Raw genomic sequence first — 14,178 nt, forward strand, 5'->3', positions numbered from 1 at the left:
TACTAATAATTAGTTATGCCCTATTTTAGCAACCAATTTTTGCCCTTTAAACCCGTATCCAGAAGAAAAAGATAAATATCATTAACAAATATCCATGATGACGCACTCCACCGGAATATATGAACATAAACATGTAGATGCACCATGCGGAAGATAAAATTGTGGCAAGGAAAATGGGAACTTTTTTGACCAGAAGCACTAATACCGCAGTTGAACATAAGAAAAAGAAGAAAGGTATAACCATTGATTCCGGATTACCACCCACGGAAATAATGGCATTTGCCGGGGCTCGAAAGATCATTTCAGGAAATTTAAGATCAAAGAAACTGAAACTGACAACGCTTTGATCACTCGCCTGATCACGAGGAATTATCTGGAAGAACATCAAAGCAAAACCTGCCAGAAGTATGATGAGGGATATATAATGAGATGCAGAAAACTTTTTATTTGCACACTTGCAGTCATAAAAAAAGAGCAGTACAATCATTACCCCAAATCCCCAGATGATCAGATTTGTGTTGATCATCAGGATTACCAGCAGACAAAATAAAAAAGGTAGTTCCTGCTTCCGTTTCCAGAGCATTGCTAATAGAAACATCAGAAGTATAGTAATATTATAATTACGGGCAATGGCAGAATATTCATAAAGGAAATAATAGGAAAAACTGAATAATACGCGGAAGATGGCTGGGAAAGGTGATTTATAAAGCATCAGCCAAACTATGATAACAGCAAATATCCAGTGCATTAGCTGCATGGAGAAATAAGGTAATCCCAGTTTTACCAGTGGAAAAAGCAGCAGATGCCAGAGTGCAGGTGTACCCTCATACCACATGATATTCATAATACCAGGCAGGTCAAGATCGCGCACTATTAGCCAGGCTTGAGCCTCATTCTTGAAAGGTTCATGCATGATGGTGAGTAAAAGTGAAATCACAAAATAGATAATAAAAGAAATATCTCGATAATCAATTTTTCTACCAAATATCATAATCCCTCACAATCTCTGTTAATGGATCCTGGTCATTTGAAACTGTTACCAGGAACTCATTTTTTATATCTTCTGCAGCATTTTCAGTTACATAGCTTTTTCCAGCCAGTCTTAACATGTCAAGGTCATTATAATCATTGCCCAGGCAAAGGGTATTTTTAATATCAATATGATGCCTGTTACATAACCACTGCAAAGCATGTCCCTTGGAGACATTTAAAGGGAAAATTTCCATCCAGTCATAATGCCCGGTGATTGGTGATGTGGTTCTGATGATCTTAAATTGGGGTAATTGCTGGCGTAATTGGGCAATTCGAGGAGTGTTATGTGGGAAAAAAGCAACAAATTGAGATGCTTTTTGCAGTTTATTCAGATCACTTTGCAGATTGCTGGCAAATTCACGATACCAGCCCCAGCGCAGCTGAAAATCAGGATGTCCCGTTCCTGCATCGTGGCAGATTACAAAATGATTATCCGGAAGCGTGTTATGGATCATAAAATCCACCTTTTCTTTCAGCAGCAATTTAGTAAGATAGATCACATCTTTGCTTTCCAGAAAGTTCTCTGCCAGATATTCTCCAGTATGAAAATCAATAATACCCAAACCTGTTGAGACAATGGCATAATCAATTTCAGGATTATTCTTGATCACCTGCTGGGCAGAATAGTAATTTCTTCCTGTAGCGATTGCCCGGATCACTCCCTTATTCCCCAATTTTTTAAGTGTGCTTTGATCCTTTTCACTGATCATGCTCTGGGAATTCAGCAGTGAACCATCAAGATCCATAATAACCAGATCCAGTTTCTTCAATTCTACCACTCCAGTTTCTGAATTCTCTGATTCCCAAGAGGTTTCAATAATTCTGGTAATACCGGTTCCAGATATATGCCCTGCCTCTTATCAGTTAAATAATCCAGCGAAAATTCAATTGCTTTATAAACAAATTTTGCTGCTTTTTCAATAGCATAAGAAAGAGATTTGTTTTGCATCAAACATCCTGTCACGACGCTTGTAAAAGCGTCACCAGTTCCTGGAAAACCGCCAGGGATATATTCGCAAGACATTTTCCAGTATTCTTTGGCAGGCCTGTCATAAGCAAAAACGCAGGTTTTAGTTTCATCATCATAATCCGGTACGCTGGTAATGATCACGATTTGAGGTCCCAGGTCAGAAAGCTTATGCAGCCATTCTATCACAATATCCCTATCTAATTTCTGCCCGATTTTCTCATCTAATAAAAAAGCAGCTTCCGTCAGATTGGGAGTGATCACATGAGCACTTTTTATCAGTTCCTGCATTGATGTGATGATCTCAGTTGAAAACACAGAATACAATTCCCCATTATCACCCATCACAGGATCGATCACTATCAGGCAATCCCTGGCAGCAGTTTTCTTGATCAAATTCTGCATGATCTTCACCTGCTGCGGAGACCCCAGAAAACCACTGTAAACAGCGTCAAATCTCAAGTCGAGAGATTGCCAGTGATCTATCACCTCATCCATAAATCCGGTGAGATCATGCAGTCTCGTCTGAGGGAACTCACTAATAGCAGAAAGCACTGCTGTGGGTAGAGGACACACCTGGATACCCATAGTGGAAAGTATCGGTATCACTGCTGTTAGTGAAGCTTTACCAAATCCGGAAATATCATGGACAGCAACCACTCTTTTAATTTCCTTCATTTCAACTCCATTTAATGTTCTTCAATATCTTAAGTTCATCAGCAGAAACCTTTTTCTCACTAATTACCAGATACAATGGCTGGGAAGCTTTTATCTTGCCAGGTTCTACTCCGAAAATTGAAAAATTATCTGATACTGCTCCCATTTGACTGCCAACTGTGACGCATAAATGATTTTTGCTTGTATAAAAATTCATAAGATAGTTGCAGTTATCCAGTTTTGCTGATGCAAAAGACAGATTCCCTTTTCTCATGCTTCTTTCAGACACTTTGAGAATAGTGTTATCACAATTGAAATTAACCGGTTGTTCTTCATTAATATTAATACCTGCTGAAGCATAGAAACCGGTAAAATAGGCACCACCAGTATCAATCATCTCACAAAAAATTGCCAGAACATTTTGTGAAGGGCTAACCAAATAGTTATACTGCATAGTGACACCATCCATTACTGGCACTTTTTCATTAAATTTCATAGCATAACTAAATCCCTGCCAGATATTCCCAAAATTATCCAACCGCTCTTCCTGCTTCACATCTACTTTCTGCTGCTCCAGAATCGCACTTGATACCCCGTTTGGAATTATAGAAATTCCTCCTCGCCAGTGATTTTGCCAACCTCTGATTATTGTTTCAGGAAAGGAACTGCTTAGTAATTCTTTTCCTTTATATTTAAGTGAAAACACACCAGGAAAGAATTCTGCTGAAGTCTGCATTTCCAGCTTTTCTCCCTTTAACACAATTATCTGTTTTCCAGACTGTTCATGCAAAGAAAACTGCATAGATTGCGGACAATTCAAGAATGTATTTTGTTTATAGGAATATTTTTTGGAAGCTTCTTCGATTTCCAGCGTAACTTTATTGTGGTGGGCAATTTTTTTCTGCCAGACACCACTGATGTAATGCTCTTCATGAAGCTGCTCTCCATCTCCCATCAGCCTGATGGTCTTCTCATCCATACTGTCATGAATGTCTGAATACCTAACTTCAATCTGCTTACCACAGAATGGATTACCATCATTAACTTTCAGTTCCTTTATCCTGATGATATCAGGATAATCACGGTTTCCAAAATACCAGTGATAATATTCCTGCCAATTCAAGAAATGATTTAACATGATGGTCTCTCCATAAATGGTTCTTGTCTCATTTGCTTCCAGTGCTCCCACTTTATAGAGTACGCGCTGCCACCATTCACCAAATTTGAATTCGTGCTGACTATCCCAGAGCATTGCCACGGATAAACCTTCATTCAGATAATAACTCCAACCAGAAGTTATCTGATCAGCTTTCAGTCCAAACCAGTATCGGTTTTTCTCTTCCAGGGTCATTTGAAGCATCTTCCCGTCATATAGAGCATGGGTAGCAGCAGAACCATAGGCAGTTTCCAAATGTTTAACATCAATATTCTCACCACTGATGTTTTCTATTTCCCAATTATGCTCCAAAACATTATCATATCTTAGTTTAAAAAGATGACTCACCTGCAACTGCCCATTCTTGCTTGTAAATTGTACTCGCATAACCACACTGTCAGCCAGCTCTTCAAAACTGATCTTGTCATGTACAGCATGCAGGAATTCTTTATCAAGAGGTTCGCATAGCCGAGGTAATTTCATAACCAACCAGTAATCTGTGTTTAGAACATTTAGTGACATGGCATAATAATTACCTGTATGGTTACATTTCAAAAAAACTGGACCATTTTGCAGAATTGAGTACTCTTGGTAGCTTCCATAAATGATAGAATTCAGGTCAGGAATGGCTGCTCTGAGTCTTTGTACATAGGTGATATTATCAATCTCGCTGTGCAGCTTAATATTGATCCGCTCATCATAGAAACAACCTTTTTCCAATCTTGCTTGAAGCTTGATGGTTTTGGTTTCCTTAGGCTTTAATTCTATAGATATCTCATTTTCATAGAAATGTAGAAATTCTGTATCTTTCAGTTCAGTAGAAAGCTGCTTTGTTTCTTTGAGGTTATTTCTCAATTGCAGATATAGATCTATGTTGCCAGGACGATATAGCCTTTGAATCTCGGCTTTGAGTGCTACCTGTACAGGAGCCTGTGGATTCAAACCCAGCTTGAGAGGTATAAGCTTGCCATTGATTTTCACATTAGCGATAACAGCCGGGCATTCATGCCCCTTTCTCTCAAAATCATCTTTCACCTCTATCCAGAAAGTTTCTGTTCGACTGCCAGATAAAGTGATTTCTCGTTTCTCATCAATTTCTATATCTGCTTCACCAGACATTTCTATCTTAATAATCAGAGGATCAGCAAGATTGTTTTTCAGCTCTAGTTGCACTTCCCGTTTGCCATAATATACCTTTTTGTCAGCAGCCTTCAGGTTCAGCTCAAAGTCATTACACTTTACCCGGCACAGTCCTTTAACATTAGCATCAAACACTGCTTCCAAGTACCTGTCATCCTTCTTCCAGCAGTAATGAAAAAACTCAAATCCGTTTTCCATATTACCATCTGGCTCCAGAGCCAGGTCACAATCAAAATCATTATACCAGTCTAATTTAGCAAAATAGGGCTGCAACAATTCCAGGTTAAGTAATAAGGGCAAATAATTCATCATATACATGGATGAATTACCGGTTTGCCAGCGAAATCCTGTCTTTTTGTATAAAGGTACAGCTTTAGTATTACCACTCCAGGAATGCAGGTCAAGTCTGTTATAACCTTGTTTAATTGTTGTTTCAAGGGTTTTAAGCAGTAATGCTTTACCATATTTCCTGCCCCAGAATTCAGGGATCACATTCAAAAGAGGAATATAGACTGCTTTTTTGTCATTGTATTCTTCCAGTTTGCAATAGCCTATCACTTTTTCATTATCATCTATAAGCAAATACAAAACCAGGCTGTCCGCATTAAGTTCTTCATTAAGCACTTTTTGCTCTGTCATATCCCACATATCGCCGTTCCAGCCTTCGGCACTGGCATTCCACATATCCGCAACGGAAGCAGCAAATTTAGACTCAAATTCTACAATTCTTGCTCCTTCCAGATTTATTTGTTTTATCTCCATCATTAATATCCTTTTGCTTCTGCCCTATCAAGATATATGATAAGGGCAATTTCATACTCCTCTGCTCCAGCCACTCAAATCCACAGGAAATATCTTTTTCATATTCTCCCATAAACCTGATCTCGATCTTATTATCGATCAGTGCCATTAATATCTCAGAGAGAGTATAGGTGAATTCATAATGCACAGGTGCTTCATATTCTGCACCCCCATAATAATCCATTCCATCACTCCACTCCCATGCTTCAGGATGAAAATAGGGTTGAGTGATTTCCACTTTTGTATTAGCATCGCCTTCCCAGGGCAATAAATTTGAGAATGGGTGAGAATCATAAATAAAGAATTCTCCGCCCGGCTTTAATAATCTGTTTACTATCGCAAAGAAACGCTTGATTTCTGGTAACCAGACTAAACCGCCTATTGTCATATAAACTAGATCAAAGCAGCCTGTATATTCATCTCCCAGGTCATAGACATCACTGCGAAGATAATCCACAGCAATATTGCATACTGAAGCCCGTTCTTTGGCTCCCTTTATGGCATTATCACTGATATCTACTCCCAGACAGAAATCTGCACCCATATTTTTGAGCGAAAGCAGTTCTCTACCATTATTACAGCAGAGATGAATGATCTTCTTACCTGCTATTCCCACATCCAGCAGCTTACCCAGTTCAGGTTCCTGCTGTATAATATAACCAGACTGTATGAAATTTGTGTCCCATTCTTCTTTTTTTGCCTTCTGATGATAGGGCATCACGGCATTCCAGGCTATCCGATTCTTTTCTGTTATCTCTTTCAGGTTCATTTCATTTTATCAAGTTCTTCCAACGGTTCATTCAGTTCTTCCGTACCCGGAACCACAAAACGCCCGTCTTTGATAATATCAAAGCGTTCTCCGCTTTCGGTTACGGCTGTGATGTATGCCAGTTCTTCATAGGGAAGCGTGATATCAGTATGCTTATTGGTATAAGCTTTGTTCATATCTGTCTTTCTCAGAATACTCACATCATTATCTCTGGCGATTATTTCTTTTCCGTCTGGATTGAATACAGGTTTATCTTCTTCCCAACTGAAGCAGGTATCACCAATCGCAAAATGGGGACCCATTTTCTCGATTATCAACACCGGCATCTGAGGTAATATATTAAATTTCTTTGCCATTAGATAGGCAAGAGTATTGGTTCCTATCGCAAATTCACCTAAGGGCAGTTTGACATGCGGAAGAAACAGACTTTCAAATACATATTTATGGTTCTTTTCGGCATCTTCATAGTTCGTGCAGGTATATTCAGTGGCAAAACCATCTTCAAAAGTCAGCTTCAAGTTATCATAATGCAGATCATTAAGGTAGATATCTGTAACATGCAATATTCCATTTGTCCCCTCCAGTTGAGGTGATGTGAATACTTCACCCACAGGAATATTCACATCTGCCCCACAGTTGCAAAAGTTACTTTGCTTTTCCGGGATCAGTAGTTTCTGCATCTGCACCCGGATATCAGTAAGGTTATCATCTTTACCTTTCACTTCCACATAATCAGCTTTATCCAGCACATCAATGATCTTCTGCTGGATAGTCTCCCAATGCTCAGATTCAAGCATATTTATCTCTGCTGTATTTTCAAATATCTCTGTGAACTGGTTTCCAATCTCTGGTACTGGAAAGCCGATTATGCAGAAACTGGTTTCTGAACGTGGTGCATATTTATCCCTGATCTGGCTACTATTAATGCTCAACCTTTTCATTAGCTGCTGTTGCTCTGGATCAAGTTTCAAGCATTCATCTTTCTGTTCAGGTGAGAATAATTTTTCACCAAATCTATCAAAATATATACCTCCGGAATAACCTTTCAGCAAATCTGCTGTCCTGGCACTTGCTTCGGCATATATACTTATCGATTGGTCAACTATCTCCTGATTAAGATAAATTGCGCTATCATAACGGTGATCAAAATTATACTGAGGATTTACCTTAGTGCTACCCACAAAAGTTATTAAAGCAGATAATCCGTGTCCTTTCAGCATACGGATAACCTTGCGAACTATTTGTTCCTGCCCAATATTATACATGACCCTTACAGTATCTTTGATGTGGTAATCCTTATTATCACTCTCGAAACCTTTGATATAGGCATCCACCAGCGTTTTAGCAAGTCTGGTCACCTTATCATCTGGATAATTGTTTAAGAATTTGGCAGTTTCTATTTCATTAGGCCCAATATAATGCAGATATTGATATAGATATCGCAAGTCAGTCAAATCTGATATCTCCACAATCTCCAGATATGCTCTGTTATCGGGTGAATATTGCTTTATCTGCTGATACTCTGCTCTATCATCATCTCTGCGCATCAGCGTCTCTTGAATGATCTCTTTCCAGATATCTGCTTCCCGCTTTGCCTGATACAGTTTTATCAACATGCTGCCAAATAGTGTGACCTCAAAATGCTGATTTTCAACTGCTTTATGATACAAAGGCTGGATCATTGCTGCTACCCCAACAACCAGTTTACCCATCTCTTCACCAAATTCCTGAACTGCGTAGGCCGGATTAGCAAAGCTTGTAGCATATTCCTCTACAGTCACCCCGGCAAACAGCTGCTTATTCAATGCCTGCAATTCGTCTATCTGATGATTAAGATAAAAACTCTCAGTCCAATCTTCTATTAACTGGCAGCTCATCTTGTATTTTAATCCCAGAAAATGGAAATACCTTTCCCAGTTGTCATTTTGTTCCCTGGTTTCCTCCAGCATTTCTTCACAATTCTGCAGAGCAATTTCATATTCCTCTTCGTATCTCCCATTGAGTTTTCTTTTTAATTCATCAAACATAGTATCTCCTTATATTTTCCAGTTTTTAAACTTATAGATATCTTCTTCATTCAAAAGCACTTTCATTACTACTCCCTCATTCCTATATTCCCTGTCCAAGACCACTCCCAGCTCATTCAAGTGAGATATGGTCTTCTGCTCAACGTGTGGAATAAGAATTTCAATAACGTGTGCAATATTCAATTTCTTATCTACTTCATCAAGTAAAATATCTAATCCCAGCTTTTCTGAGGCAGAAACAAGCAAAGATTCTGGATATTCTTCGCTTATATCCGCCTTCCTATCATCAGGTAAAATATCAGATTTATTAAAAATCAACATGCGTGGTATCTCGCCTGCCTTAATCTCTTCCAGCACAATATTCACATCTTTAATATGAGAATTATATTCCTCATCAGCTGCATCAACCACGTGCAAAAGCAGGTCAGCACCTATCACTTCCTGCAAAGTAGCTCGAAACGAGGCAACCAGATGATGAGGTAATTTTGAGATAAATCCCACCGTGTCTGATAATATCACATCTTTGCCCTTTCCCAGATTTATGGCTTTGGATGTAGATTCCAGTGTGGCAAATAACTTATCTTCCACCAGAACATTACCATCTGTGAGCGAATTGAACAAAGTTGATTTTCCGGCATTGGTGTATCCCACAATACACACTTTCTTAAAATGAGCTAAGCGATACTGCCTTTGCACTTCTTTCTGGTTGGCGATCTTCGCAAGGTCATGCCTGGCTTTCCTGATCTTGAGCCTAACATAACGTTTATCAAGTTCCAACTGCTTCTCTCCGCTTCCACGAGATATGCCACCAGTAGCTGCGGTACCTTTCTCACGATCAAGATGCTTCCACATATTTCTTAAACGGGGCAACTCATATTCATATCTTGCCAGATTTACCTGGATCCGGGCTTCCTTGCTCCTCACATGCTGCTGAAATATCTCAAGTATCACTTCTGTTCTGTCCATAATATCAATTTTGAACTCTTTACTGATATTTCTTATCTGTGAAGGTTGAAGATCATTTTCAAATATTAATACATCACCTTCTTCCATTTTTTCTGTTACTTCTTTCATGAAACCGCTTCCAGTATAATACTTTATCGTGGGCTTGTCACGCTTCTGAATATTTATGCTTTCTGTCTCCAGACCCATCGTTTTCACCAGCAGCTTAAGTTCCTGCATAGATTTTTCTTTCTCTTCCAGCGTATTTTCACATATCCCGATCAAGTGTGCCGTTTGTAATTTTGTCTCTACTTCTATTAATCCCTTGCTTTCTTTATGACTCATAACGCCTCCTATATAGCCTGGTACATCTCTTCCATAAACTGATTACGGTAAAGCTGCCAGTAATGACCTTTTTGCGCCAGTAACTCTTCATGGTTACCCATTTCTATTATTTTCCCTTTTGCTATCACCAGTATCCGGTCTGCTGATCTGATAGTGGATAATCTGTGAGCGACTATGAAGCTGGTTCGGTCATGCAATATCTGTTCGATTGCTCTCTGGATCATCTGCTCCGTTTCGGTATCAACTGATGAGGTAGCTTCATCCAGAACAAATATTGCCGGATTACCGATTATTGCCCGGGCAAATGAGATCAATTGCTTCTCACCTGATGAGAGTCCTGCTCCACCTTCACCCACTTCACTGTCATAACCTTTTTCCATTTTGCTGATAAAATTATGAGCATTTACCAGTTTGGCTGCTGCGATAATTTCTTCCTCATCTGCTTCCAGACAACCATAACGGATGTTTTCCCGAATAGTCCCGCTAAACAGGTGCGGTGTTTGCAAAACATACCCGATCTGGGATTGCAGCCAGAGCAATGGTCGTTCCCGGTAATCCACACCATCAATTTTAATACTCCCCTGCTGTGGTTCATAGAACCTGCAGATAAGATTTACTATTGTACTCTTGCCGGAGCCTGTTTCACCCACCAGAGCGATTTTTTCTCCTGACTTGATCTCAAGATCAAAATTGTCCAGTACCCGTTCACCGTCTTTATATTCAAAACTCACTCCTTCAAAGGTGATTGCTCCTTTGATCTCTGGCAAACTTTCACATACTCCATAATCATCTGTGCGGTAACGTTTCATTACTTCTTCGCTGTCCTTTATCTCTACACCTTCTTCTAATAATGAGAAGATACGTTCCGCAGATGCCTGCGCATTTTGCAGCTCAGCAAATATCCTGCCGATCTGATAAAGTGGCTCCATCATTATAGATATATAACTGATGAAAGCTGCCAGGGTTCCAAAAGTGACTGTCCCTGCCAGAACGCCATTTCCACCTTTCCATAATACCAGCGAAGTTCCGGTTGTTCCCAGGACAACCAGGATAGGCATAAATATTGCCGAAACCACAGCAGCTCGAACAGATACCATGAACATCTTTCTCGTAAGTTTTTGAAAATCATTTAAATTTTTATCTTCCAAAACCAGAGTCTTGGTTGTGATAGCACCTGATATTCCTTCACTCACTGCTCCTGTGATCCTGGAATTAGTCTTTCTTACATCCCTGTATGATCGCAAGATTATTTTATGAAAGTAAAATGTCACTACTCCCATCACTGGAACAATTGTGAGACTGAGTAATGCCAGACGCCAGTTAAGCAGCAGCATGGCAATTATATTACCGACCAGCAGCATGCTTCCCCACACCATATCTACAAGACCCCAACTGATGATCTCACTTAGCCTGCCGGTATCAGAAGTCATCCTCGCCATGATCCAGCCTACTGGTGTCTTGTCAAAATACCTGAATGCCAGATCCTGCAGTTTCCTGAATCCATCCCGGCGAATGCGGTAACATAATCCAATTTCTATCTTACCGGCCCAGACAATAAAGAAATATATATTGAAACTCTGGAGCACAAATATCCCCAGAAATCCTGCCAAAAATAGCCCTATACCACCAGTATTACCGGGAATTATAAATTCATCTATTGCATAGCGGTTAAATAATGGATAGATGATATCCACCCCTGCCGTCATCATCATCAGTACTGCTAATATCAGCAGATTTTTCCACATTGGCTTCAAATAAGCCCCTATCTGACGAAAAGTCCCTACGTCAAACTGCTTATTATAATCATATTCTTCAAAACTATTCATATCTACCACCATAGTAATTTTGAATGATGAATTTTGAGCTCTGAATTAACGAAAACTCGCGATCCATCTTAATATTTTTCAATTTCTTATCCATCTTCACTGTTATGCCGTACCTCGTTCTTCAAAGCTGCTCTGTATCTGCCAGATCCGCTGATATATACCATCCTGAGCTATCAGATCAGCATGCTTACCCGTCTGCGATATCCTCCCATCTTCGAGCACAAATATCCTGTCTGCTTCTGAGATTGTAGTCAGCCTGTGTGAAATTATTATCGTAGTTACCTTATTTCGCCTTTTCAGCAGGCGCTGCCGAATTTTGCGATCCGTCTCTGTGTCCACTGCTGAAAGCGAATCGTCAAAGATCAGGATCGGAGATTCCTGCATCAAAGTTCGTGCCATGGCAATCCTCTGCTTTTGACCTCCGCTTAAAGTAACTCCCCTTTCTCCTACCAGGGTCTGATAGCCCTTATCAAATTCATTGATTACTTCGTGAACTGCTGCCTGCTCTGCAACTTTGATAATACTTTCCAGGTTGAAATCTACTTCTGTTACGCCTATATTTTCTTCTATACTGCGTGAAAAAAGGAAAGGCTCTTGCAGCACTATTCCAATATTTTGGCGGATATAGTGCTTACCAAGATCGCGTAATTCCCTGCCATCTATCTTGATTGATCCCTGCTGATAATCATAAAGCATGGGTAACAGGTGAACAAGGCTTGATTTACCAGAACCAGTCGCTCCCAGAAATGCCACAGTTTCTCCTGCTGCTATCTGCAAACTCACACCCTTAAGTACCGGCTTATCTTGCTCATAGCCAAACCACACATTATCAAATTCAATTTCACCTTTCACGGGTTCGCCTTCTATATCGCCCAACTCTTCTTTTTGCTCATGCAATATCTCATCTATTCTGCCTATTGACACCGTGCTCTTACCGATATCCACCAATATCCTGCCTAATGACCGGAAGGGCCAGATGAGCATTCCTATATAAGAACTAAATGCCATCATTGTTCCCAAAGTGATCTTTCCAGTAGCTGCCTGCCAGGTGGCAAGCCCGATCACCAATACCATCTGCATCCCGCACAATAGATCGGAGAATGACCAGAACATTGCCAGTTTCTTCATCATTGTATAGAGATTTTGTGTATAGTCTCTATTTCTTTCTTCAAACTTATCTATCTCATAATTTTGAGCAGCAAATGCCCTCACTACCCTCACTCCAGTCACATTCTCCTGGATCACGCTGTGCATCTTGCTTTCAGATTTCTCCACTTCCTTGAACACATCACGTATCTTCTGGTAAAAGAAAAAAGAAAAAGCCATGATAAAAGGCATCATTATCAATGAATACAAAGTCAATTCCAGACTCATTGGCAGCATAAAACTCATGGCAAACACAAACATGAACAAAGTTCTGCCTATCTCTACTAATTGCACTGCCAGCATCCTGCGAACTGTCTCAATATCAGAAGTACTGCGCTGGATCAAATCTCCTGTCTCTACCTTCTGATGATATTTATAGGGCAGTCTCTGGATATGATCATAAAGACGATTTCTCAGATTCCGGGCGATATTCTGCGATGCAGAGGCACTCCATTTACCTTTTAAGAATTGTGCCGATCCACGCAGCAGGGAAAGCAGTATTAGGATCAAGGCACATATCCAGAGATTCTTCATTAAATGTTCCCTGCCTCCCAGTACTGCAAATATGTTCTGCAATACCGGGTCTATCCACGTTTTACCATTCATCACCTCACTGCCAATGATATTATCTACTGTCACCCTGAGTACCAGGGGCCAGATAAAATTCATTAATGCTGCCACTGCCACAGAGATGATAGCCAGCATATATAGATGCCTTTCTCCTCGCATCAAGTTCCATAATCTTTTCATATTATTCATCCATTACCTCCTACAAAAAAAAATCCCGGGAAACCTGAATCCCCGGGATTTGTTGATACAAAAATGGTGGAATTCAGGCGCTTTTTACTTCTCGCTACTGATCCCACCAATATATTTTCTGCCTGCGGCAGCTTATTGATAATTTCTTAGTTTTGCTTTCTAAGTAGATCAGTTGCGTTTAGTTATTTCGCAATCTACCTGTAAAATTATTCATGCAATACTCCTTTAAATTTATTTGATTACAAACATTTTTTATTATTAATTTTCTGTCAAATAAAATTATTTGTGTCTCCCAACCAAAACCTTGCGAATGGTTGCAAACCTTCGCAATGGTTGACCCGTTATCTCAACCTATATCAGCAATTTATCCCGTTTACTCAGTTCACCATGTTCACAAAATTATTATCAGCTCTTCTTCACTCCACTATTATATCTATCACCCGCTGATGATCATTGATGATATCTCTGACTGTTATTTCCGTAGTCCCCGTTTCCACACCTCTGCGGATCACCAGTGTATGTGCATCTGCGTTTATCAATAATAGTTCCACTATTGATGGATCTTCCACTTCCCATTCATATTCAGGCTCAGAAGCTGCATTATATGTTAC

10 protein-coding genes are annotated in these 14,178 nt (G+C 39.9%); all 10 read right to left on the reverse strand.

Annotated elements, in window-relative coordinates:
* Window positions 1-46 precede the first annotated feature (46 nt).
* On the reverse strand, window positions 47-991 hold the full coding sequence (locus tag RAO94_09560; protein ID MDP8322582.1) for a hypothetical protein: 945 nt from the start codon (window positions 989-991) through the stop codon (window positions 47-49).
* The gene (locus tag RAO94_09565; protein MDP8322583.1) at window positions 978-1,802 is read right to left on the reverse strand and encodes an HAD-IIB family hydrolase; all 825 of its coding nucleotides are present in this window, start codon (window positions 1,800-1,802) and stop codon (window positions 978-980) included. The genes RAO94_09560 and RAO94_09565 overlap by 14 nt, the downstream gene beginning before the upstream one ends.
* Window positions 1,803-1,804: 2 nt before the next feature.
* The gene (locus RAO94_09570) at window positions 1,805-2,677 is read right to left on the reverse strand and encodes a pyridoxamine kinase (protein ID MDP8322584.1); all 873 of its coding nucleotides are present in this window, start codon (window positions 2,675-2,677) and stop codon (window positions 1,805-1,807) included.
* Between the two features lies 1 nt (window position 2,678).
* Window positions 2,679-5,717 (reverse strand): GNAT family N-acetyltransferase, encoded by a 3,039-nt coding sequence (locus RAO94_09575; GenBank protein MDP8322585.1) that lies wholly within the window; start codon window positions 5,715-5,717, stop codon window positions 2,679-2,681.
* Window positions 5,665-6,522, reverse strand: a complete 858-nt coding sequence (locus RAO94_09580) for a methyltransferase domain-containing protein (protein MDP8322586.1) — start codon at window positions 6,520-6,522, stop codon at window positions 5,665-5,667. Before RAO94_09580 ends, RAO94_09575 begins: the two co-directional genes overlap by 53 nt.
* Window positions 6,519-8,549, reverse strand: a complete 2,031-nt coding sequence (locus RAO94_09585; protein ID MDP8322587.1) for an aminopeptidase — start codon at window positions 8,547-8,549, stop codon at window positions 6,519-6,521. Before RAO94_09585 ends, RAO94_09580 begins: the two co-directional genes overlap by 4 nt.
* A gap of 9 nt (window positions 8,550-8,558) precedes the next feature.
* Window positions 8,559-9,836 carry a GTPase HflX gene (gene hflX / locus RAO94_09590; protein ID MDP8322588.1) on the reverse strand — a complete coding sequence of 426 codons (1,278 nt, stop codon included), beginning with the start codon at window positions 9,834-9,836 and terminating at the stop codon, window positions 8,559-8,561.
* Window positions 9,837-9,844: 8 nt separating this feature from the next.
* Window positions 9,845-11,662, reverse strand: a complete 1,818-nt coding sequence (locus RAO94_09595; protein MDP8322589.1) for an ABC transporter ATP-binding protein — start codon at window positions 11,660-11,662, stop codon at window positions 9,845-9,847.
* 102 nt (window positions 11,663-11,764) lie between these two features.
* On the reverse strand, window positions 11,765-13,567 hold the full coding sequence (locus RAO94_09600; GenBank protein MDP8322590.1) for an ABC transporter ATP-binding protein: 1,803 nt from the start codon (window positions 13,565-13,567) through the stop codon (window positions 11,765-11,767).
* 416 nt (window positions 13,568-13,983) lie between these two features.
* The coding region (locus RAO94_09605; GenBank protein MDP8322591.1) for a hypothetical protein at window positions 13,984-14,178 on the reverse strand (195 nt) is incomplete at its 5' end.

Source organism: Candidatus Stygibacter australis, from assembly GCA_030765845.1.
Taxonomy (GTDB): domain Bacteria; phylum Cloacimonadota; class Cloacimonadia; order Cloacimonadales; family TCS61; genus Stygibacter; species Stygibacter australis.

Bases quoted from the DNA above. Each gene is read 5' to 3' on its own strand.
- RAO94_09580 (MDP8322586.1), bottom strand. From the start codon at position 6,522: ATGAACCTGAAAGAGATAACAGAAAAGAATCGGATAGCCTGGAATGCC.
- RAO94_09595 (MDP8322589.1), bottom strand. From the start codon at position 11,662: ATGAATAGTTTTGAAGAATATGATTATAATAAGCAGTTTGACGTAGGG.
- RAO94_09585 (MDP8322587.1), bottom strand. From the start codon at position 8,549: ATGTTTGATGAATTAAAAAGAAAACTCAATGGGAGATACGAAGAGGAA.
- hflX (MDP8322588.1), bottom strand. From the start codon at position 9,836: ATGAGTCATAAAGAAAGCAAGGGATTAATAGAAGTAGAGACAAAATTA.
- RAO94_09570 (MDP8322584.1), bottom strand. From the start codon at position 2,677: ATGAAGGAAATTAAAAGAGTGGTTGCTGTCCATGATATTTCCGGATTT.
- RAO94_09600 (MDP8322590.1), bottom strand. From the start codon at position 13,567: ATGAATAATATGAAAAGATTATGGAACTTGATGCGAGGAGAAAGGCAT.
- RAO94_09560 (MDP8322582.1), bottom strand. From the start codon at position 991: ATGATATTTGGTAGAAAAATTGATTATCGAGATATTTCTTTTATTATC.
- RAO94_09575 (MDP8322585.1), bottom strand. From the start codon at position 5,717: ATGATGGAGATAAAACAAATAAATCTGGAAGGAGCAAGAATTGTAGAA.